At 72.1% G+C, this 22,433-nt stretch carries 10 protein-coding genes and 2 pseudogenes; 3 read left to right on the top strand and 9 right to left on the bottom strand.

From position 1 onward, the window contains the following. Positions 1 to 210 precede the first annotated feature (210 nt). Genes E4099_RS00335 through E4099_RS00315 form a run of 5 tightly spaced genes read right to left on the bottom strand, consistent with a single transcriptional unit; the run spans position 211 to position 13,541 of the window. Positions 211 to 1,494 (bottom strand): glycosyltransferase, encoded by a 1,284-nt coding sequence (locus E4099_RS00335; RefSeq protein WP_135336822.1) that lies wholly within the window; start codon positions 1,492 to 1,494, stop codon positions 211 to 213. Further along, positions 1,495 to 2,301: an alpha/beta fold hydrolase gene (locus E4099_RS00330; RefSeq protein WP_135336821.1), complete on the bottom strand. Its 807-nt coding sequence runs from the start codon at positions 2,299 to 2,301 to the stop codon at positions 1,495 to 1,497. It lies immediately after the preceding gene. A 2-nt stretch (positions 2,302 to 2,303) separates the two neighbouring features. Then, a complete protein-coding gene (locus E4099_RS00325; RefSeq protein ID WP_135336820.1) occupies positions 2,304 to 2,639 on the bottom strand; it encodes an acyl carrier protein in 336 nt (111 codons plus the stop codon). Next, a complete protein-coding gene (locus tag E4099_RS00320; protein ID WP_135336819.1) occupies positions 2,629 to 7,161 on the bottom strand; it encodes a type I polyketide synthase in 4,533 nt (1,510 codons plus the stop codon). Before E4099_RS00320 ends, E4099_RS00325 begins: the two co-directional genes overlap by 11 nt. Before the next feature lie 8 nt (positions 7,162 to 7,169). After that, the gene (locus E4099_RS00315; RefSeq protein ID WP_245244439.1) at positions 7,170 to 13,541 is read right to left on the bottom strand and encodes a type I polyketide synthase; all 6,372 of its coding nucleotides are present in this window, start codon (positions 13,539 to 13,541) and stop codon (positions 7,170 to 7,172) included. On the opposite strand from E4099_RS00315, the gene E4099_RS33855 reads away from it, so the two are divergent. Next, positions 13,518 to 13,931, top strand: coding sequence for a hypothetical protein (locus E4099_RS33855; RefSeq protein ID WP_245244438.1), 414 nt, complete (start codon positions 13,518 to 13,520; stop codon positions 13,929 to 13,931). The genes E4099_RS00315 and E4099_RS33855 overlap by 24 nt on opposite strands. Positions 13,932 to 15,227: 1,296 nt before the next feature. Here E4099_RS33855 and E4099_RS33480 read toward each other — a convergent pair. After that, positions 15,228 to 16,182 (bottom strand): annotated as a pseudogene (locus E4099_RS33480) (transposase). Between the two features lie 171 nt (positions 16,183 to 16,353). Then, the gene (locus E4099_RS00300) at positions 16,354 to 17,475 is read right to left on the bottom strand and encodes a diaminopropionate ammonia-lyase (protein WP_135336818.1); all 1,122 of its coding nucleotides are present in this window, start codon (positions 17,473 to 17,475) and stop codon (positions 16,354 to 16,356) included. A 116-nt stretch (positions 17,476 to 17,591) separates the two neighbouring features. On the opposite strand from E4099_RS00300, the gene E4099_RS00295 reads away from it, so the two are divergent. Continuing rightward, entirely contained in the window at positions 17,592 to 18,602 is a 1,011-nt protein-coding gene (locus E4099_RS00295) for a LysR family transcriptional regulator (RefSeq protein WP_135336817.1), read from the top strand. 285 nt (positions 18,603 to 18,887) lie between these two features. On the opposite strand, the pseudogene E4099_RS00290 reads toward E4099_RS00295, so the two are convergent. Both E4099_RS00290 and E4099_RS00285 read right to left on the bottom strand, forming a co-directional pair. Next, positions 18,888 to 19,032 (bottom strand): annotated as a pseudogene (locus tag E4099_RS00290) (IS5/IS1182 family transposase); the annotation flags it as partial. A 270-nt stretch (positions 19,033 to 19,302) separates the two neighbouring features. Continuing rightward, positions 19,303 to 20,928: an nSTAND1 domain-containing NTPase gene (locus E4099_RS00285; protein WP_135336816.1), complete on the bottom strand. Its 1,626-nt coding sequence runs from the start codon at positions 20,926 to 20,928 to the stop codon at positions 19,303 to 19,305. A gap of 1,015 nt (positions 20,929 to 21,943) precedes the next feature. On the opposite strand from E4099_RS00285, the gene E4099_RS00280 reads away from it, so the two are divergent. Further along, positions 21,944 to 22,429: a hypothetical protein gene (locus E4099_RS00280; protein WP_135336815.1), complete on the top strand. Its 486-nt coding sequence runs from the start codon at positions 21,944 to 21,946 to the stop codon at positions 22,427 to 22,429. Positions 22,430 to 22,433: the final 4 nt, after the last annotated feature.

The following is a 22,433-nucleotide window of genomic DNA, read 5'->3' as shown; positions in this document are numbered from 1 at the left end:
CCGAAGCCGAGCAGACAGACAGCAGCAGTACACGGCGGCGGCGCGGGCCGAGGCGAGCGGCGAGCTGGTTGAGGTGGGCAGCCCGGACAGGGCGGACCGGGGTGGGCCCGGCGGCGACGCGGCGCGGCGGCGGGCCGGGCCCGGCGGTGGAGCTACGGCGTCGGTCAAGGGCCTCGCGCAGTACGACGGAGATCTCCTCGGGCGGCAAGTTCAGTTCGGCGAGGGCCCCGAGGGGTGAGAGGGATCTCTTCGAGGAAGTACTCCCCGCGGTCGTCCCGCTGGACCTCGGGGCCGCCGCGGTCGGCGAAGTTCCGCCTTTCGGTGCTTGAGAAGCGCTTCGAGGCGGTCGGCCGCGGCCTCGGTCCCGCCCGCCTCGCGGAAGGAACGGCCGACGGCGCGCGCCGCCGCACGGTGCCCGGCCGCCTCGTCCAGGACGGTGCCGACGGCGTCCCTGATGCGCTGCGCGTCGGCGCGGCCGAAGCGCAGTCTGACGCCCGCGCCCGCGGCGGTGACCTGGCCCGCGACGATGGGCTGGTCGTCCCTGATCGGGGCGACCACCAGCGGAACGCCGTGCCACAGCGCCTCGCAGACGGTGTTGTGCCCGGCATGGCAGACGACGGCGTCGACGCGGGTGAGCAGCGCCAGTTGGGGCACGTGCGGGCGGAGCAGGATGTTCTCGCCCGCCCCGGTCACGCTGCCCGCGGGGTCGACGACGACGGCGTGCACCCCGGCCATGCCGGACAGCGCCTCGACCGCCGCGTTCAGGAACGGCGCGCTCGCATCCGCGTTGGCGGTGCCCAGGCTGACCAGGACCGTGCGTTCCGCTCCCGCCAGCCACTCCCAGGGGAAGTCCGCCGGCGCCGGGCGGTCGGTCACGGACGGGCCCACCAACCAGACCTGTTCGGCCAAGGCGACCGGGCCCAGCAGGGCTCGGGTGGTGTAGGCGAGGACGCCGTGCGGGGACATCCTCGGGTCGGCTTCGCCGCGGCCGTCCGCGATCCGGCCGCGCAGCGCCTCGAGGAGGCCGTCCACCCAGGCCGCCACCTTGGGCATGCCCGCGAGCGGGTCGACCAGTTCGGCCGAGGTGGTCGCGGACGTGACCCAGGTCAGGCCGAGCGATTCGGCGATGATGCCGCCCGCGACGGTCTGCTGGTCGACCACCACGAGGTCCGGGTCGAACTCCTCGATGGCCGCCCGTATGCGGGGGGCCATGTGGTCGGCCAGTGGGATCAGGAAGCTCTCCCACAGGAACCGGAGGGCTGCAGGGCCCTTCAGCCCGGCGGTCCGGACCGCGATCTTCGCGTCAGGGTCCGGCCCGGGGTCGGACGAGACGCAGGGGAACACCCGGGCACCAGGTCCGGCCAGGCGGCGGACCAGCTCGTCGGGCCCGGCCCAGGCGATGTCGTGGCCGCGTGCGGCGAGCGCGGCGGCGGTGCCGACGGCCGGGTTGATGTGGCCGACCAGCGGCGGCACGACACACAGGATCCGGCTCATCTAGCCCGCCTCAAGGGGTGTGTGGATGTCGTCTTCAAGCCAGCCCAGGAGCAGGTCGGCCGTCTCCTTGGGCCGCTCCACGAGCACCGAGTGCCCCTGGTCGGGCAGGACCGCGGTGCGGCAGCACGCGAGCGTGGCCGCCACGTGGTCGGCCTGGCCGGAGAGTTCGGAGTCCGCGCCGTACAGGGCGAAGACGGGGCAGCGGATGGCGGCGAGCCCGTCGTCCAGGACGCGGCTGCGCGGGATGTCCTCGGCCAGGGTGGTGGCGTCCAGGATGCGCCCGGCGAGCTGGAAGGGTCGCGCGTTGCGCTCGGGGTCCTCCAGGAGCCAGGTGCGCACTTCCTTCACCACCAGGCCGCCCTCTTCGCCGGTGAGGCCCTCGGCCATCTTCGCGGCCCACGACCGCACCGGCGGCTCGGCCTCGATCGCCATGACCGACCGGACGCGGTCGGGGCGGGTGGCGGCGAACCCGTAGGCGATGGCGCCGCCGAAGGAGTTGCCCACCACGTGCGCCGGGCGGCCCTCCCCGAGGGCGTCGAGGAGTCCGTCGAGGTCCGTCACGAAGTCCTCCAGGCGGTAGCCCGTGGCGGGCCGGGTGGTTCGCCCGTGCCCGCGCAGGTCGTACATGAGGACGTCCATGCCCCGCTCGGCGAAGACGGGGCCGAGGGAGAAGTAGTAGCTCGCCAGACTGTCGATGAGCATGCCGTGGACGAGCACCACGAGGGGCCGCGGGCCGTCGACCGGTGGCCCGGCCGCGGGCATGCGTTGCACATGGACGTCCAGTTCACCGACGCGGATCTTCGGCATGCTCAGACCGCCTCGGTCGCGGGCGCGGTGGAGAAGGCGGCGAGGACATGGCTGACCAGGTCGCCGACGGTCAGCGAGATGATCTCCTCAAGGCCGCGGTCCGCGATGAAGGCGGCGAAGTTGACGGTGTCGCCGTAGTGGTCGCGCAGCGCCGCGGAGAGCGTGACCAGGTCGATGCTCTCCAGTTCGAGATCGTCGTGGAACCGCGTGCTCATGGTGATCTCGGCGTCGTCGAGCCCGTACTCACCGAGCACCTCGTGGAGCATGCCCGTCACCGTGTCCAACACGGTCCGCTCGTCCGGGACGGGGGGTACGGCGGTGTGTGGTTCAGCAGTCATCCTGGCTCTCCTCTTCATGGGCGACCGTCCAGCCCACGACGTAGTCACGGGACGGCAGTCCTGGGGGGTTCGCGACGGTGCGGTGATGGACGTGGTGGGTGCCGCCGCCGGTGCGGACCGTCAGTGCCGTGTCGGTGGCGGCGGTGATCTCGATGCGCTTCGGGGCACCGGCCAGGCCGGTGCCGCGTGCCTTGCCGACGGCCTCCTTGGCGGCCCAGAAGCGGGTGAACCACAGGGCCTCGGGTTCGCCGGTGTCGCGGACCAGTGAAGCGAGCAGGCTCCGCTCGCGGGCGCCGAGCGCCACCTCATGGGTCCCCTCCGGGCGCTCGGTCACCTCCTCGATGTCGATACCGCACGGAACGCTCCTCGCAATCGCGACCGCGGCCTCGGCCCGGTGCGCGAGGGAGACGTGGAGGTCGGGGAGGGTACGGCCGTACGCGCCTGTGACGTAGGGGCGCCCGGCCCGGTCGTTGGCGACCCGCAGTTCGGCGGGGAAGATCCCGCCGCTCCCGGCGTCCCACAGCAGCTGTCGTACCGCGTCCTTGACCGCGATCCGGCCGAGCAGCCACTGGCGACGCCCGCGTGGGACCTGTGCCTGGTAGGCGCCGCGTTCCTCGCCGGCCAGCATGTTCCGCATGATCAGCTCGCGAGTGGCAAGGTCGGGCCAGCGCTCGTGGACCAGGGTCCAGCCACCGTCCTGGATCTCGGCGAGGGTGTGGTGCTCCGGTTCTCGGTCCACCCGGCGGATGCGCGGGTCGCTGTCGAAGCGGCGGTCGCGCCAGCCGTTGAACTCCGCCCAGACCCGGCCTTCCCTGACCAGCTGCATGTCCGCTTCGAGCGTGGTCTCGCTGACGGAGACGATCCGGATCAGACAGTCGAGCCGCTCGCCCGGCGCGGGGTGCGCGCCGTGGAAGCGAATCTCCCGCATGCCGACGGGGAAGACGGTGGTGCGGGTGGGCAGCCGCGACATGATCCAGTAGCCGAGCAGCTGGCCCACGTTGTCCAGCAGGGCCCCCGGTGCGGACGGAGTGGTGAGGACCCCTTGTACGTGCGCGTCGCCGATCGCGGTCAGTTCGGTGACGCCCTGGAAGCGCGGGCCGTGGAACATCCAGCGCCGGGTGTACAGCTCGGCGGCGGTCAGCTCGCAGGGGCGCTCCCCGTCCCGGGGGAAGGTCCACGGGGCGGGCGGACGCGCGTCACCGGCCCGGGCGAGTTCGACGGTGGCCTGGGCGTACGGGCCGAGGGTGGCCGTCACCCGGGTCGTGCCCGAGGGGTGTGGGGGCTCGGGGGTGACGTGGACGGGTATGTCGACCGCGGGGACGGCGGTGATCCACTGGTGGAGCCGGACGTCGTGGACGGCCACCGCGTGCAGGCCGGGGGCGGCCCGCTCGGCGAAGTCCATCAGGTGCCTGATCACGGTCGTGCCGGGTACGACCGGCCAGCGATCGGCGGGGTCGGCCCTCGGCGGCTGCTTGAAGAAGCAGTGGTCGAGCAGGTACGGCATGGTCTCGACGGAGATCCGCAGCGAGGTGTGCAGGTCACCGGGGGTGCCTCGCCACGGGGTGGCGCGTCGGGCCGCCGGACCGCGCGGGACGGCCCGGGGTTCGGTGGATGCGGTGGTGCGCGGGGTGCCGGGGCGGTGTGTGGCGAGGACGTCCGCCACGAGCGCCGCGGTGTCGTCGAGCAGCGCGGTGAACTCGGCTGCCAGCGGGTCCCGGGCGCCGAGCGCGTCGAGGGGGGAGGTCCACTCGCCTCGCGCCGTGCGGTGCCGTGGGGCCAGGGCGGCGCCGACCACCGCGCGGGTGGGCTCGTCGAGGGAGATCAGCGCGCCGCCGAGGTCGAGCCGGACCGGATGGCGTACCACCGTGCGGGCGGGGGCGCCCGCCGGGCGGAGGGCGGCTTGGTCGGGGTCGGCTCCGTCCGTCCACAGGGCGGTGGCCACGCGGCGCAGTTGGGCAAGGCCGGGCCGGTGCGGGGCGTGGGCGGGGACCTCCAGGTGGTCGCGGCCGCGCAGGGTGTCCCCGATCAGGGAGCCGAGCCGGCCGACGCCGAGTTGGACGAATCCGCGGAAGCCCGCCGCGTACATGGCCTCGATGAGCGGCCGGAAGCGGACCGGTTCCAGCAGGTGCCGGACGAACAGTTCGCGCACCGCCTCCGGTCGCGAGGGGTACTCCCGCAGCGTGGTGGCGGACCAGACCGGTCGCCGTGCGGGGCGCAGCGTGTAGGTCTCCGCCGCCTTCCGTATGGGGTCCAGGTAGGGGCGGAGCATGGGGGTGTGGAAGCCCGAGCGGAACGGCAGCACCTGCGAGATCGCGCCCTGTTCGCGGAAGCGGTCGACGAACGCTTCGACCGCTTCCGCCGGTCCGCAGATCATGGACTGTCGGGGGGCGTTGTCGTGCGACAGCACGACCCGCGTCTGTCCCCGAAGGGCCTGGAGGACGCGGTCCGCGGGTGCGCCGATCACCGCGAAGGCGAGGCCCGGCACGCGCAGAGCGTCCGGGTCGAACGAGGCGAGGAAGGCGTCGACCTCGTCGTGGGCGTGGATCCCGGCGGCCGCCATGGCCGTCCACTCGCCGAGGCTGTGGCCCGCGTACGCGTCGGGCACGATGTTCATCCGCTCCAGGGCCGCGTGCAGGATGCGGCCGAGCTGGAAGACTCCGGTGCCCTGCCGGCCGACGTCGCCGACCGCGGCATCCGTCCCGGACAGCGACCAGGGGAGGCCGAAGTGGCGGGCGACGTCCTCGCAGTCGGGGTCGAAGTCGGCTTCGAGGCCGGGGAAGACGAAGGCGAGGCGGCCACCGCCGGCCTTCCCGAGCAGCGGATCGGGGACGAACCACACGTCGTTCCTGCCGCGCCAGGCTCGACCCCGGTCGACCACCTTGCGGGCGAGCGCCAGGCGCTTGGGCGTCGGGGCGACCACGCCGAGTCGGACCGGCCCGGCGGGCTCGGGCGTGGTCTCGTCCGTCACGGAGGCGAGGAGGGCGGCGTCGTCGCGGTCGAGGAGACGTGCCAGCTCGGCGGGGCTCGCCCCGGCCAGTCGCAGCACTCGCTCGGGCTCGTGCACCGTGACGACGGGGCCGCCGGTGCCGGGGGCGGCAGCGGCCGGGGCGGTGCCGGGCTGCTCCAGTACGACATGGGCGTTGATGCCGCCGAAACCGAAGGCGTTGACCCCGGCGCGGCGTACCGGGCCGTAGACGGCGGGATCCCATGCGACGGCGGTGTCCACGGTGGTGAAGCGGGTGCGGGCGAGCGCCGGGTGCGGGTCCTCGCAGTGCAGGGTCGGCGGGAGGACGCCGTGGTGCACGGCGAGTGCGGCCTTGATGAGTCCGGCGATGCCGGCGGCCGGCATGGTGTGCCCGATCATGGATTTGACCGAGCCGATCACGCCGCGGGGTGCGTCGCCGGGCGGGCCGAAGACGGCGGCGACCGTCGCCAGTTCGGCGGTGTCGCCCGCCGGGGTGGCGGTCCCGTGGGCTTCGAGCAGCCCGACGGCACCGGGCGCGGCGGGGTCCTGACCGGCCCTGCGCCAGGCTTCCCGGATCGCCTCGGCCTGGCCCGCGGAGTCCGGGCTGAGCAGACCACCGGCGCGGCCGTCGCCCGCGACCCCGGTGCCGGTGATCACCGCGTAGACACGGTCGCCGTCGCGCTCGGCGTCGGCGAGTCGCTTGAGCACCACCACCCCCGTGCCCTCGCCGATGAGCACCCCGTCGGCGTCCCGGTGGAACGGGCGGATGCGCTCGCTGTGCGACAGGGCGCCGAGCTGGGAGAAGACGCTCCACAGCGTGATGTCGTGGCAGTGGTGGACTCCCCCGGCCAGGACGACGTCGCAGCGACCGGACTCCAGCTCGCGGGCCGCGTGGTCGACCGCGATGAGCGAGGAGGCGCACGCGGCGTCCACGGTGTAGGACGGCCCGCGCAGGTCCAGGCGGTTGGCCAGTCGGGAGGCGGCCAGGTTGGGGACCAGGCCGATGGCCGACTCGGGCGCCTCGGGCCCCAGCTGGGCGGTGAAGGCCTGACGCACCTGGTCGAGCCGCTCCGCCTCCAGGTCCGGCAGGAGTTCCCGCAGTGTGCGCACGAGCTGGCCGGCCGTGCGCACCCGCTGGTCGAGGCGTACCAGCCCCGGGGTGAGATAGCCGCCACGGCCGAGGACCACTCCGGTGCGGCGCCGGTCGGCGAAGAGCCGGTCGGCGCCGCCGGCGTCCTGGACCGCCTGGGACGCCACCCGCAGCGCGATCAGTTGGTCCGGCTCGGTGGCCGGTACGGAGGTGGGCATGATCCCGAAGGCCGTGACGTCGACCTCGGCGAGATCGTCGACGAACCCTCCGCGTCGGCAGTAGACGCGGTCGGCGCGGCGTTCGCGTTCGCCGTCCGGGACGTAGTAGTCGACGTCCCAGCGGGCCGAGGGGACCTCGGTGATGGCGTCGACTCCGTGGACGAGGTTGTGCCAGTACGTGCCGAGGTCGGGGGCGCCCGGGAACAGGGCCGCCATGCCGACGATGGCGATCGGACAGGATCCGGGCATCGCGGCGGTCACCACCCCGAGGCCGTGTAGACGACGGCGGTGTTGTCCCGCGGGCCCCAGGCCAGTTCGCGCAGCAGGCTCACGGCGCCCTCCGCGGGGTCGATGAGGCTGACACCGCGCGCCGCGTAGACACGCATCAGTTCCGGGGTGACCATGCCGTTGTTGGTGCCGGTGGGCGCCCACGGACCCCAGTGGACGGTCAGTGCCCGGTGACCGGTGCTCTGTGACCAGTCGCGGCCGATGGCCTCCAGGGCGTCGTTGGCGGCGGCGTAGTCGGTCTGGCCGCGGTTGCCCAGGACGGCCGCGATGCTGCCGAACAGCACCGCGAAGCGCGGGCCGCCGGGGAGCGTGCCCACGGCGTCCAGGACGGTCCTGGCGCCATCGGCCTTGGTGCCGAAAACCCGGTGGAAGGAGTCCGGGGACTTCTCCGCGAACAGTTTGTCCTCGATGACTCCGGCCGCGTAGACGACCCCGTCGACCCTGCCGTGTTCGACGTGCACGCTCTTCACGGCACGGTGCACGGCCTCGGGGTCCAGCACGTCCACGCAGTGGTAGCGCACGGGACTGCCCAGTCGGGTGAGTCGGCGGACGGATTCCCGCACCTCTCGCTCGGCCTGGATCCTGCCGATCTCCCGCTCGGCCTCGGCCGGGGACGTCAGTCCGCTCTCGATGAGGGCGGCGCGCAGCTCGGTGTCGGTGGTGGCGGTCGCGATGGCGGGAGCCTCCTCGACGTCGGGCATCGAGGTGCGGCCGAAGATCTCCAGTCGGCAGCGGGTGGCGGTGGCGAGCGCCGTGGCGAACCGGGCGGTGATCCCCCGCGCGCCGCCGACCAGGATCAGCACCGACTCGTGGTCGAGTCCGAGGGCCGCGGCCTCCGCGGCGCCGTCGTCGGCGGGTCCGGCTCCGGAGCTGCCCAGGGTGCCGAGGCCGGTTTCGGTCATCCGCGTGCCGCGCCGCTGCTCGCCCTCACGCAGCACGACGGGCTCGCGGTCCGCACAGCTCAGTTCCGCGATGATCGCGTCAGCCGCGGTGGACGGGTCTGTTCCGGCGGGCTGTTCGACGACGCGGGCGATGGTCCGCGGGTATTCCCGGGACAGCGAGCGGAAGAGTCCGCGCAGCCCGGCACAGGCGCCGGCGGCCAGCAGCCAGCGCGGTCCGTTGGCCAGGGCCGCTTGGTAGAGGGGTACGGCACCCGGCAGTACGGGCTCGGGGGCCGGGCCGCCGTCCGGGGAGACCAGGTGGATCAGACCGTCGAATCCGGCGCCGTCGGGTATCCCCATGGCGGTCACCGCCCGGGCTCCGTACGTGTCGAGCCTCTCCTTGACGGACTCGGCGAGCGGGCCCTCGCCGACGATCAGGAAGACGCGTCCGGTGAGTTCCGAAGGGGCCGGGGCCGCGGGCGGGAGGTCGATTTCCTTCATCAGCAGCCGCTTGGGGGCCGTGATGACCGGTTCGGCGTCCACCTCGGGCGAGCCGTGGGCCGCTGCGGGAGGCTCGGGCGGCGGCGTGTCGTCCGGCCGCGCGGCGACGATCAGTTCGGCGATGCCCGCCGCCGTACGCGCCCTGGACAGCGCCTCGATGTCGGTGCCTTGGGTGGTGGGCAGGTCGAGCCGCCGGGCGAGCTGCCCGGCGATCTCGGCCCGCTTGATGGAGTCGACGCTCAGGTCGGCCTCCAGGTCCAGATCGGGCTCGATCATGTCCGCGGGGTAGCCGGTGCGTTCTCCGATCACCTCCAGCACGGCTGCGAGCACCGCGGCATCGCTCAGATCGGTCGGCTCGGCCGGCGCGGGGTCCGGCGCGGCCATCGGAGCGGTCGTCGCCTCGGGGAGTTCGTGCTCCAGGGGTAGGGGATGCGGAAGGGCTCGTGAGCCGGTGCCGAGGTAGCCGAGCAGCACGTCTCGTTGGGCGCTGATCATCTCCCGGCTGGTGCGGAGGAATTCGCTGATGAGGGCCTCGCGATCGATCGCCGCCCCCTCGCCGGCGGCGTCGCGCGCGCTTCCGGGGCTGCCTGCCTGAGCGGTCATGCGTACCTCCGGGATGCGCTGGGCGGGGTGCAGGCCCGCAGCGGGGATGGCGCCGTCGGCGGTGCGGACCAGATGGCCGTCGACGGTCCAGCCCGCGCGCCTGCGGCGGGGAGCATGGGCCGCATCGACCGCGTCACGGCCCTGGAACAGCCAGCCGGTGCGTACGTCCGTCCCGGCGACAGCCAGTCGGGCGAGGGCGGCGAGGAAGCCGGACAGGCCCGAGTGGCGCCCGGCCTCCAGGGTGACGGTGCGGTGCGGGCGGTCGCCGAGGATCTCGGTGACCAGGCGGGTCAGCACCGCACCGGGGCCGGCCTCGACGAAGGTCCGGGCGCCCGCCTCGTACATGGCCTCGATCTGCTCGACGAAGCGGACCGGTGAGCCGATCTGGGCGGCCAGTTCGGCGCGTATCCCTTCGGGCGTGGTGGGATAGACGGCCGCTGTGCGGTTGGACCACACCGGGATCCTCGGCGCCTCGAAGGACACCGCGGCGAGCGACGAGGCGAAGGTGTCACCCGCGGCCTCGACCAGAGGACTGTGGAAGGCGCAGGCCACCGGGATCCGCTTGGCTTCGAGGCCCCGCTCGCGCAGCCGCTCGACCGCCACCGTCACGTCCTCGGTGGAGCCCGAGATCACCGTCTGACGGGGTGAGTTGCAGTTGGCGAGGGTGACGGACTTCGCACAGCCCACTTCCTCAAGGGCCGCGGTGAGCTCCATCGCCGAGGCGGCGATCGCGGCCATGGTGCCGGGGTCGCCCGTCCCGGTGGCGGCGACGACGGACTCGGCCCGTGCCCTGCTGCACCACAGCAACTCCTCGGGGCCGAGGGCACCGGCCGCGGCGAGCGCCGCGAGCTCGCCGTAGCTGTGTCCGGCCGTCATCGCCGGGCGCACGCCGACCCGGCCCAGCAGGTACTGGACGGCGAACCCGGTGATGCCGAGCGCGGGCTGGGCGACGCGGGTGTCGGTGATGCGGTCGGCCTGGGCCTGCCGTCCGGCCTCGTCGAAGGCGGACGGCGGGAAGAGGGCGGACGCGGCCCGCTCGTCGAGGTGCAGGAGGCACTGGAGTTCGGGGAACGAGACGAACAGCTCGGCGAGCATGCCGGGGCGCTGGCTGCCCTGGCCGGGAAAGAGGAAGGCGATCTCGCCGGGTTCGCTGCCGTCCGCCAGGTGGATTCCGTCGTCGGGGGCGTGTTCGCCGTCCATGGCCCGTCGCAAGGCGGCGGTCAACTCCGGTACGGAGGAGGCCAGCACCGCGATACGGGGAGGCAGACCGCGTACGGCGTCGAGGTCGGCGCGGCGCGCGGCGGCGAGGGCGAGGTCGCGCAGCCGGGGCGGCTCGTACTCCGGGACACCGGACGGAGAGTCGCCGGACGCGGAGCCGCCCGACTCGGCGAGGGCGAGCAGATGCCGGGCGGCCCGGGTGGCGCCCTCGTGGTCGGCGCCGCGGAGGAGGAACAGCTCGACGGGCCACTCGTCGCGGGCATGCGAGGGCGGGGCACCCTCGTCGTGAGCGCGCAGGACCACATGGAAGTTGGTACCGCCGAAGCCGAACGCGCTGACTCCCGCGACGCGTTCGGAACGCGGGGCGGGCCAGGGCCTGGCCCGGGTGTGGAAGGCGAAGGGGCTGGTGCGTTCGTCCCACGCGGGGTTCGGCTGCCGCAGGTGCAGGGTGGGGGGTTTGACGCCGTGGTGGAGCGCGAGCGCGGTCTTGATCAGTCCGGCCAGGCCCGCCGCGCATTTGGTGTGTCCGATCTGGGACTTCACCGAGCCGAGGACGCAGCCGCCGGGTTCGGCTCCCGCCTCTGTGAAGACCTCGGTGAGCGCGGCCAGCTCGGTGCGGTCGCCGACGACGGTGCCGGTGCCGTGGGCCTCCACCACACCGACCTCGGCCGGCGAGATCCCGGCGTTGCGGTAGGCCCGGTCGAGTGCCCTGCGCTGGCCGTCGGCGCGCGGTGCCGTGAGGCCGAGCGCCCGTCCGTCGCTGGAGCTGCCGATGCCCTTGACGACGGCGTAGATCCGGTCGCCGTCGCGTTCGGCGTCGGTGAGCCGCTTGAGGACGAGGCAGGCGACGCCCTCCCCGAGGGCGATGCCGTCCCCCGATCGGTCGAAAGGTGCGGAGCGGCCGGAAGGGGACAGGGCGTGCGCCGAGGAGAAGAGGAGGTAGTCGTTGATGCCGTTGTGCAGGTCGGCGCCGCCGCACAGCACCAGGTCGCTGGTGCCGGCTGTCAGCTCCTTGCAGGCCGCGTCGACGGCGGCGAGGGACGAGGCGCAGGCCGCGTCGACCGTGTAGTTGGCGCCGCCGAGGTCGAGGCGGTTGGCGATCCGCCCGGCGATGACGTTGGCGAGGATGCCGGGGAACGAGTCCTCGGTGAGGCGCGGTAACTGCCGTTCCAGCTCGGGCGGGAGCTGTCCGAGGTAGGAGGGCAGGACGGTGCGGAGTGTCATGGCGTTCGACAGGTCGCTTCCGGCCTCGGCCCCGAAGATCACGGAAGCACGGCCCCGGTCGAAGGGGCGGTCGGCGTAGCCGGCGTCGGCGAGGGCGCGCCGCGCCACGTCGAGGGCCAGGAGCTGGACGGGCTCGATGCTGGGCAGGGAGGCGGGCGGGATGCCGTAGGCGAGCGGCTCGAAGGGGATCTCGGGCAGGAAGCCGCCCCACCGCGAGGGGGTCCGCTCCCCCGCCCCCTCCTTGTCGTAATAGAGGGAAGCGTCCCACCGCGAGGCGGGTACCTCGGTGACGGCGTCCGTACCGGTCAGCACATTTCCCCAGAAGGACGCCAGGTCGGGCGCCTGGGGAAAGACGCAGGCCATACCGACGACGGCGATGTCCAGCGGCTCGGAGGCCGCCACGGGCTCGGCCCCGCCGGACGCGTGGGCCTCCCGGCACCGATCGAGCACGGTCTGCGCACCCGTGGTGACCGAGGCGTGCAGCGCGGCCACGGTGGTGACCCTTGATCGCAGTACGGCGACCTGCCCGGCCATGAACATGCCCTCGGAGAGCTGGCGGTCCTCGTCGACCTCGCGCAACTCGCCACCGACGCGTTCGATACCTTTGCTCGCCAACCGAAGCCGCCCGACATTGAGTTGTTCGAGGCGCTCCCACGTCTCACGGCTGGGCGCCGCACCGGCCAGCAGCTCCTCCCTGAGGACCGCGAACTCGTCGGTGTAGGGGCTGGGCACGCAGCGGGTGACGTGGCCGGGGGCGGTCTCCAGCAGTTCCGTATGCTCGGCTTCGAGCACCTGCCGCTGGAACAGCGGTCGCACCGCGCCCGCCGAGACGGCCTCTTCGGTGAAGAGATAGGCGGTGCCCATGAGGACTCCGACAGCCGCACCCCGCGCCGCCAGCGGAGCGGTCATGGCCGCGACCATGGCGGCGGACCGTTCGTCGTGCACGCCCCCGGCGAACAGCAACTGGAGCTCGGCGGCCGCCCCCTCCCCCACGCCGGCGAGGAAGTCGTCGACCACGTCGAGCTGGGCCTGCCACAGCGGGAAGCCGGCGCGGGGGCCGACATGGCCGCCGCACTCGGAGCCTTCGAAGACGAACTTCCGCGCGCCCGCTTCGAGGAACTGGTCCAGCAGGCCAGGCGAGGGCACGTGCAGGAAGGCCGAGACACCGGCCTCCTCCAGGGCCGCCGCCTGGCCGGGGCGCCCGCCGGCGATGATGGCGTGCGTCGGCCGGATCTCCCGGATGACCTCCACCTGGGCGTCCTTGATCTCCTCGGCGGCGAAGCCGAGGATCCCGACGCCCCACGGCACGTCGCCCAGAGCGCTCCGGGTCTCCTCCAGCACCGCGCGAGTCCGCTCCGCGCCGGACAGCGCGAGCGCGATGCAGGGCAGAGCGCCCTGGGCGGCCACGGCCGCGGCGAAGGCGGGCTGGTCGCTCACCCGCGTCATCGGCCCCTGCACGACCGGGAGTCGGGTACCGAGAGCACGACTGCCCAGGCTCTCTGGGCCGAGTACGGACGCGTCGACGGCGAGGGCTTCGGTCACGGCACCGCGTATGCCGCGTATGGCCGCGCCCAACGTGCCCCAGCGCCGCTGGAAGCGGGCCGCCAGGAACGCGTCCTGGCCCACTTCGAGGACGGGCGGTGGCCCGCCCGGTCCCGGGCCGCGTCGTCGCAGTACTCGCAGGCCGTCGACGACCACGGTCTCCGAACCGTCGAGCCCGCTGAGCACGCTCGTGATCTCCGCGGGGAGTTCCGCCTCGGCGAGCAGCGCGGTCTGGATGTCCAGGACCACTCCGGCGGCCCCGCCTGCGACCGCCGCCGCCGCGGTGTGGGGGCCGATGCCCCCGCAGGCCCACACCGGCAGGCCTTCCACCTCACCCGCGAGAAGCTGTTGGAGCAGGACGAACGTGCTCAACTCCGCACCGTGGCCGCCTACTTCGTTGCCGCGGGCGATCAGCCCGTGGGCCCCGTCAGCCGCGGCGGTCCGCGCCTGGGCGTCGGACGTCACTTCGGCCAGTACCCGGCGCCCGGGAAAGTCGGCCGCGGTGGCCGTACCACCTGCGCCGAGGACCACGGTGTGGACACATGCGGGGAGGTCCCGAGCTGCCACGCCGCGGTGGTCCGCCACGCGCACCGCGAACCCCGCGCGCGACCACTGGGCGGCGAGCCCCAACTGTTCACAAGCCAGGCGGACTTCACCCGTCAGATCGAGCACTCCCAACGCACCCGCGCGCACGGCGGCAGCGGTGAACCGTGCCGACGCGACACCGAACGGATGCACCGCGAGGACGAGGTCCCTCATTGAGGGTCTGCCACCGTCTACACAGGTTTGGGGCATACGCATCTGAACACTCCAATAAAACAAGGAGGCACGTGAAAGAAGAACTCAGGGTTCAGCCAAGTAACAGGCCTCGTGCGAAATGCGAAGGCGTGCGCGCAAAACACGGCCCTGAGAATGGGCAGGGCGAGCTGCCACGGATCAAGCGCCTCAAGGGTGGGGGGCAAGGCGTTCGAGAGCGAGTAGGACCCTACTACAAAGTAGGCTGCCTTGCCCCTACTCGGTAAGGGCTTCATTTCCGCGGACTCCTCCGCATGAAGAGGCAGTGATTTCACTCTGGCATATGCGTCTGTCAATCACGCAGCAGCGAGCGGGGAATGGGGGGCGAATCCACGCCATTCCATCGAGGGCGCACCCGGCCGGGCGGCACGGGCAGGGCACCGATATCGCGGCCGGTGACCCTGATGCCGGTTTCGTGGGCGCCTGTGCCGAGTTCGGCATGGAACGCCGGCTGGGGGAGATTCCGCCGACACGACGACCCCTCACTCGACGCCGACTGCGCACCCAGCACCCCGCAACCTCTCGTGGTCACTGCGGCACCACCACGCCTGCGCCTACCTGACACGGCGACTGGACGATCACACGCGGGCCGCCGAGATCGCCGCGGCCCTGGGCGACGACCTGACGGTGGTCGGCGAGGACTGACACGCCGATGGCCGCGCGGCCCCCGGTCGGGTTCGCCGAGCCCGACCACCGGGTCCGGGCATGCCTCTGCCTCCTGCCAGGGCGATGACTTTGCCGGCTCAGCTCTTGGATCCCATGATCCGGCATCGTCAGCTTCACGTCCGGGACCGCGGTCACCACAGGCGAGCCCTTTGCTTTGGCTGGCAGGCATTCACGGAATGCTCCCATCGCGCTGCGGCCTCACCCCGTAGACCGATGCGCTCAGACCCGCGCATCGAACTACGAATGCGGTGTTTCATCGGGATCATCGTCCAACGGCGTCTCAAGGTCGCTGCGTGACCGGGTCAGTCGTTCCTACCTTGGTGATCGGGATGAGCCGGCCATTCGCAGGACGCCTGAATCGAAGGTCTGCGCTCATGCCCATCCCGCGCTTCCTGGCCTACCGGCTCGGCAGATACAACACTGGATCCCCGGTTGGCCTCGAAGTTTCGTGACGGTCCGCCGATGGTCGGTGGACCGTTCTCGCGTTGTGGGCTGATGGTGGGCAGGCTGGTGGCCCGACTGTCGTGTCGGGTGGGCGCCGGGTCCCACTGCTCCGGGGGTGGGGTGGTGCTGTCGTAGGGATGGGGGATGTGCTGGTCAACCGGGGTCGGACAGTTGGGTGAGTCGTTCGAGGGCGTCGGTGATGTGGCTGGTCCAGGGCCAGTGGGCGGCGAGGCGGAGGATGCGGCGGCGGCCGATGGTCACGAGCTGTCCGGCCGCGGTGAACAGGCGGAACCGCAGGCGGCGGGGTTCCCAGAGGCGGGCTTTGCCGGTCAGGGCGAGCATCGGCATCCAGGCCAGCAGGTCGAGAGCGATCTGCACGGTATCCAACCCGGATCCGGTTCTGGACGGTGCGGTGCAGGGGCAGGCTGCGCAGGCCGGTGGCCCGGGCGGCCCGGATGCGGTCCTCGGCGCGGGCTCGCCGACGGTGACGGAGTTCGAGTTCGGCGATCGGCCGGCCGGTCGGCCCGTATCAGGGTCCGGCGCCCGCGCCGGTACTGTTTCGGCAGCTGGGCCAGGGCCAGTCGGGTGGCGGTGATGTGGTCGGCCGCCGTGTTCGAGCCCGCGCTCCCCGGCCGTAGCAGGGCCGGGACCGGCTCCCCGGTGCCGCCCGGTCCGTGGTCGACGAACCGCATCAGCGGATGGTGGCCGTAGGTCCGCTTCCAGGTGGGTGCGGCGTCCTGTTTGTCGGAGTGCGCGATCACCAGCACCCCGTCGAGGTCGACAGTGACCGTCCCGCCCGCATCCGGCACTTCCCGGCCAGCCGCCAGACATGCCGGCGGCTTCGGCCCGCGCGGCACGGATCTCCGCCAGCGTCTTGTCCCCGGAGGCTGCGAGGGTGTCGATGAGGCGGGAGACCGTAGGATCGGAAGCGACCGGCCCGAACACAGTCGGCTCGGCCCGCAGCATCCCGACGTCAGCCAGACAGTCCCCGCCCGTTCCGATCCGGAACAGGATCCCGTTGACCACTGTTCGATGGTCCTTCCACCGGCCGCCCCGCCTGCCCGAAGGCGGCAGGGGCGGCTCCAGAGGACCACTCGCGATTCGTCAGATCCCCCCCCGGCCCATGACCGAACCAACGAGCGGCCGGTCGGAACGTCACATGATCCGCCGGACGGTGCCTCGATCTGTCCTATCGAAGTGCATATGCCAGATGGCGAGCTGCTGACCTGCTGGGAGGCCAGATTCGTTTTGAGAAGCCGGGTCTTTCAGATTCCGGACGTCAGTGGACAATGGCGGAGTGCGGGTTGGCCGCCGGTCCCTCGGTGCTCAGCAGCACCACCACCGAGGTTGCTCCGAGACCCAGCGCCGTACGCCGCTCCTCGGCCCCCTCGCCGGTGAACGCCGCGCGCACACCGGCCAGCGACGCGGCCCCGCAGGGCCCCGAGGCCACGCCGAGAGCTGCCAGGTCGGCGGCCGCGCGGGCGCTGCCGGCGTCAGGAACGGCGACAGCGGCATCCAGCCCGCTGCGCAGGTAGGGCCAGGCCAGTGCGGAGGGGGTGCCGCAGTTCAGCCCGGCCATAATGGTTTCACCGGTGGCGACGCTGACGGCTTCACCGCGGATCAGGCTCGCCAGGACGCCGGCTGCAGTTTCCGGTTCTACCGACAACAGCGCCGCAGTCCGCCCGGACGGGCGGCTGCGGTAGTGGGTGACCACGGCCTGGGCCAAAGACCCCACGCCCACTGGGATGGACACCAGGTCGGGCCCCCTGACGGCTCCCGCCGCCGCCAGCTGCTCGTCGATCTCGGCGCAGAGGGTGGAGTAGCCCTCGACGATCCAGCTCGGGATCCGCTCGTAGCCCGCCCAGGCGGTGTCCTGGACCAGGACCGCACCCGGGGCGGCGGCTGCTTCCGCCGCCTGGCGCACGGCCTCATCGTACGGCCCCGAGACCTCGGTGACCTTGGCCTGCTCGGCGGCGATGGCCGCCACGGCCCGCGGATGCACGGCATACGACACGAAGATATGGGCGGGCTGCCCGAGCAGCCGCGCCATGCGGGCCACCGCCCGGCCGTGGTTGCCGTCAGTGGCGGTCACCAGGGTGACCGGGCCCGTCTCGCTGCCGCTCGCGGCGCGCTCGGCAAGCGTGCGGTGGACCGCCCAGGACGCCCCCAGGGCCTTGAACGCGGGCAACCCCAGGCGGCACGACTCATCTTTGACGAAGACCCGGCTGACTCCCAACTCCTCTGCCAACGCGGGTAGTTCGATCAACGGGGTGGGTGCGTATGCGGGCAGCGAGGCGTGGAAGCCCCGTGCATCGACGGGTGCGGGTTCACATCGCCAGGTACGGGCACCGGGCTGTGCGAACCACGGCAGCACCGGGACGGAGGAAGCGTTCTCAGACATGCGACGAGGGTGTGGCACTCCGCGATGCTGGGTCCAGCAGATGTTTTCGACCTATACTCATCGATGAAACCGAACATTCAGAGCGGTTCCGCGACGCCGAGGGGAACAATCTGGCGATGTTCGATCTGCACCGGCTGCGCCTGCTGCGCGAACTCAAGCACCGCGGCACGCTCGCAGCGGTCGCCGCCGCCTTGTCCTACGCCCCCTCCACCGTCTCCCAGCAGCTCTCGCAACTGGAAGCCGAGGTCGGCGTGCGGCTGCTGGAGCCGGTCGGGCGGCGGGTGCGGCTGACCGAGCAAGCCGAGATCCTCGTCGCCCACACCGAAGCGGTCCTCGAACGGCTGGAACACGCGGAGGCGGACATCGCCACTTCGCTGACCGAACTGACCGGCACGCTGCGCATCGCCTCGTTTCAGACGGCCGCCCTGGCCCTGATCCCAACCGCACTCGACCTGCTGCGAGACCTGCACCCGCGCCTGCGTATCCACGTCACGCACAGGGAACCGGAAGAGGCCCTCCCTGCCCTGCAGGCCCGCGACTTCGACCTGGTCCTCGCCGAGGAGTACCCTGGCAACCCCTATCCGCGGCCCGTCGAACTCGAGCAGCAGGACCTACTCAGTGACCCCCTGCGCCTCGCACTGCCCGAAGGCGCCGTCGGCCCGGACACTGACGACCCGATGGCGGCACTGCGCTCGCTCGCAGACCACCCGTGGGTGATGGAACCCGAAGGCATAGTCGCGCGGCACTGGGCGATGGCCCAGTGCCGCAACGCCGGCTTCGAACCCGATGTGCGGTTCGAGACCACCGACGTCCTCCTCCACCTGCGCCTTGTCGAGCAGGGCCACGCCGCCGCTTTCCTTCCCGACCTGGTCTGGAACGGACAGCCCCCCACCGTCGCCCTGCGGCACCTCCCCCCAGGTCAGCGCACGCGCCGCATCTTCACCGTCGTACGCCGCGGACGCAGCCAGCACCCCGCCATCCAGGCATGCCGGGACGCCCTCCTCCGGGCGGCCACACTGCCATCCAGCCAGGCGCCGGGGCAGCACAGTTCAACAGCGACGTCATCACCTGGTTCCATCAGACCTGGAACGCGGACCAGCAGCGGCGGGACGACGCGGCATAAATGAATGCCACCGAGCTGAGACGAAGTGCCACAGACACGACATGAGACACGAGCAGGAGCAGTACGTCCCCACGGCGCGAGATCACAACGGTGGCGAGAACCTGCACAAGAACCCGGTGGCTGAGGAAGGGGAGTAACGAGCTCGTGCACGGTTGGCGGTGGCGCGTCGACGCCTTGATCGTTGATCATGGATTGCGTGGTGGGGAACCGGGCTCGTGCAGAGATCATCCGTAGCCAGCGGATCACCGGGCTGACGCCCGATGTGATCGCTGAACTCATCGCAGAGATCGTCACCGCTGACGTGGTCGGGCCGGGTCCGGGGCCGTCCGCCCAACGGGGGGAACCCGGATCCGGTCCAGGACCTCGATCATCCGCGGGGCGTCGCCCCACTGGCCCGGTGTGACGAGAAGGGCCATGGGGCGGCAGCCGCCCTCCCAGCGCCCGCCGGTGACCACCGGCCGCACCAGCGCGGCGCCCCGGCCCACCGCCTGGGGCGCTGCGCCTCGTTGAGCCGGCACCACCGGGCCGAGGACCGTGGACATCAGCCCCTGCCCCGAACTCGCCAAGGAGTTCCTCTTCGTCCTCAGTGCCAGGAAACACACAAGCTCGCCGACGTCCTGCTACGAGGGCGGATCGTCCACCTCGACCTGCCCGGCCACGAGCCGCTCACCATGTGCTGACTGCCGTTCGACGTCGGGCTGAGACTATCGACTCCCTGGCTGCTCCCGGAGCAGGCGTCGTTGTCTCCAGAGAACGGTCGCGGCGAGCGTGGTCGTGGCCACGAGCAGGGAGCCCATGGCCCGTGTTGTGCGGCGGGCGCGGAGGGTGCGACGGTGGGTAGCCAGTCCGGCGGCGAGGAAGTCCGCTTCGAGGGCGGTGAGTCCGCTGCGGCTGGCGCGTGAGGCGTGTGCTTCGAGCTGGGCGAGGCGTATCGGCGAGATCCGCACACCGGGTTCCCGCCCGACCGCGTCCCAGGCATCCGCGGCTTCGGTCAGCCACCGCTGGAAGCGCAGGTTCTCGCGGTTCCCTTCGATCCAGTCGCCAAGTCGAGGCCAGGCGTGGATAAGGGCCTCGTGCGCCAGTCCGACGAAGGCCCCGTCGGAAGTGATCAGCCGGGCCCGGGTCAGTGACTCCAGGACCTCGTGGGCCTCCTGGCCCTCGCCGAGGGATTCGAGTTCGGCCCGGGTGACGGAGCGGCGGGTGTCAGGGGCCCCGCCGGCCCCTGGGATGATCATCCGCAGCAGGATCTGCCGCGCGATGTCCGCTCGCACAGTGTCGAGCCGGGCGTAGACGCCCTCGGCGCTCTGGCCGATGGCTCCTTGCAGCCCGCCGGCCTGCTCGTAGGAATCCAAAGTGAGCGTACGACCCTGCCGACGGCTCCAGGTCTCAAGGAGGGCGTGGGACAGGAGGGGAAGTGCAAAGCCATTGTCGGCGACGTCGGCGGTGAGCCGGGCAGTCAGCGCGCGTTCGACGACCAGTCCGTGCGCCCGCGCCGGCCCGATGATGGCCTGGCGCAGTTCGGCGGAGCTCATGCGGGTCACGGTCAGGCTCGCGTTGTGGACAACCGAGGCGAGACCTGGATGGTCCAGGCAGCTCGGGACGAAGTCCGCGCGGATCCCAAGGACGACGCGGAGTTGGCCGGACGGGTTCGGATCCGCAAGGAGGGCCTGGACGAACTTCTCCCGCTCGACGGAGTCATGACATTGCGTGAACAGCTCTTCGAACTGGTCCACGATGAGGAAGACGGCGGGCGGACGGGTGCCCGTGGACGACAGAAGCGGGCCACGGGTGGAGAGCGGGCGCTCGCCGGGGGTGATGATGCGGATCGCGGTGGGGCGCGGCGGGCCCTCGTCCCACACCCGCAGCCGGGGCACGAGTCCGGCCCGGAGGAGGGAGGACTTCCCGCTTCCCGACATGCCGATCAGCGCGGAAACCCGTCGCTCGCGGGTCAGGGCCCAGAGGTCGTCGACGAGGCGGTCCCTGCCGAAGTAGAGGGCCTGGTCCGTGTGGTCGAACCGGGCCAGCCCTTTGTACGGGGGGTTGCTGCGGCCGAGGCGCAGTGCCGCAAGGGCCTCCGCCGCGTGACGCCAGCGTGCTTCCCACGCCTCGGTGTCGCCGCCGCATGCCTCGACGTAGGCAAGGAGGACGGCGAGGGTGGGGAGCTGCTTTCCGGCTGCGGCCCGGGAGAGGGTGGCAACAGAGTAGGAGCAGTGCTGGGCCATTTGGCGGTACGGGGGGCTTCCGGCGGCGTGGCGTAGTCGGCGTAGGGCGTCGGCGAGCTCGGCGACCGGGCTCGCCGAGGCGTCGAGCGGGTTCTCGTGCCGTCCCATGGTGCTCCTGCCTTCCCTTGCGGCAGCCTTCGAATCAACCGTTCGGTCGCGCCGTCCGCAAGGGCAATTCACGCCGTCGGAGGGGCGGGGTTGTTTCACCGCCGGGAAGGGCCTGGCCGCAACCGTTCCGGTCCGCCACTGCGGCACAGCGGGGCCGCTTGGCTCCCTCCTGCCGGGCCAGCGTCCGAGGGAGGAGAAGCAGGCCCGGGGGCCGGGCAAGTTCGGTGGGCCAAGCGGGACGGGCAGCTCAGCGGGCAGGTTGGCCCGGCAGCCCTGGGGCCAGTGGGTTCGTCGGGAGCGGACGGCCAGACGGGAGGTGTCCACTGCCCCGGCCGCGGTTGATGCCGCCAAGGCAGTATGGGCCGCGCACTGCTGCTCAGGTACAGAGGATCGCAGCATCGCGGCACCCGGGACGTGGCACACCCCTGGGCCGGCCTTCCGGCGAGCTGAGGCCATGTGAGCACGCGGTGCTGCTGCCGGGGAGAGGCGAGCTTCCCCTCCATGGCCTCTCGGTCCGATTCGAGCCCGGTGGGATCCACCACTCCCTCTGTCTGAGAGCAGCCAACAGAGGCTTCTCCTGACGCCCCACACCCGTTCCTTCCTCCTTGGCGGCCCCCGCCGCTCGGGGGACTGCCTGATCCACACCCAACCGGGCCATGCCAGAACCGGCAAGACGGATTCACGAAGCACCGCGGAGGTGTGCGGGATTGTTTCGCCGCCAGAAGGGGGCTGCGCAACAACTTCACGCCAGCGAAAACTCGATGTCAGCGAGGCCGGCCGCCACCGCCACCAGCCGACTGGCTGCCTCGCCCGCGGGGATTGCTTCGACACGGGGGTGAAGCACTCCCGGCGGGTCGGAACCCTCCACATCGACGTCCAACGGGAGGAGAGCAATGCCGCTGAGCGGGGACGACATCCGCATCCGCCAACAGGCGCGCACGCGACGCGAACTGATACCAACGCGCCCGGTCTGCGATATGGACGATCAGGTGACGTCCTTGGCAGGGGGCCACGAATGACGTTCAGCGAGGAGTGGACGGGGCTGGTCGCCGAAGCCTTGAGCCGGCAGCCGGCCGGAACGCGGCTCGACCATGCCGAGGCAGCACCGAGTGACACGACGAACCCCCTCGCCGTCCGGCGGGACGGCCTGGGCGCCGTCGGGCACGACGCTGACATCTCGGGCACCCTCAAGGTTACCCAGGGCCCCTGGACCACGGCGTCCCGGACGTCCGGACACCTGGCGCGGGGAATCGCCGACGACCTGTCCTACCTGGCGGCCACCCACGAGGGGCTGGCCGCGCACGCGGTCGGCCTCTCCGCCGTGACCGCGCTGAGCAGTGTGCGATTCTCCTGGGAGGAACGCCTCAAGAGCATCCAGCAGGAGTGCGCCGGCCTGGTGGACGCCCTGTGGGTGGCCGCCGCTCAACAGGGTGAGATCGACGGGCAGATAGGCCGCAACCTCGACGACGCGGTCCGCGGCCTCAGCACGAGACAGGGGTGACGGC

Origin of the sequence: Streptomyces palmae, from assembly GCF_004684805.1 — a bacterium.
GTDB lineage: Bacteria > Actinomycetota > Actinomycetes > Streptomycetales > Streptomycetaceae > Streptomyces > Streptomyces palmae.
This window is presented reverse-complemented; position numbering and strand designations above follow the sequence as displayed.

What these genes read in the sequence shown, in the direction of transcription:
- E4099_RS00335 (WP_135336822.1), bottom strand. Translation starts at nt 1,494, where the DNA reads ATGAGCCGGATCCTGTGTGTCGTGCCGCCGCTGGTCGGCCACATCAAC.
- E4099_RS00330 (WP_135336821.1), bottom strand. Translation starts at nt 2,301, where the DNA reads ATGCCGAAGATCCGCGTCGGTGAACTGGACGTCCATGTGCAACGCATG.
- E4099_RS00325 (WP_135336820.1), bottom strand. Translation starts at nt 2,639, where the DNA reads ATGACTGCTGAACCACACACCGCCGTACCCCCCGTCCCGGACGAGCGG.
- E4099_RS00320 (WP_135336819.1), bottom strand. Translation starts at nt 7,161, where the DNA reads ATGCCCGGATCCTGTCCGATCGCCATCGTCGGCATGGCGGCCCTGTTC.
- E4099_RS00300 (WP_135336818.1), bottom strand. Translation starts at nt 17,475, where the DNA reads ATGTCTGAGAACGCTTCCTCCGTCCCGGTGCTGCCGTGGTTCGCACAG.
- E4099_RS00295 (WP_135336817.1), top strand. Translation starts at nt 17,592, where the DNA reads ATGTTCGATCTGCACCGGCTGCGCCTGCTGCGCGAACTCAAGCACCGC.
- E4099_RS00285 (WP_135336816.1), bottom strand. Translation starts at nt 20,928, where the DNA reads ATGGGACGGCACGAGAACCCGCTCGACGCCTCGGCGAGCCCGGTCGCC.
- E4099_RS00280 (WP_135336815.1), top strand. Translation starts at nt 21,944, where the DNA reads ATGACGTTCAGCGAGGAGTGGACGGGGCTGGTCGCCGAAGCCTTGAGC.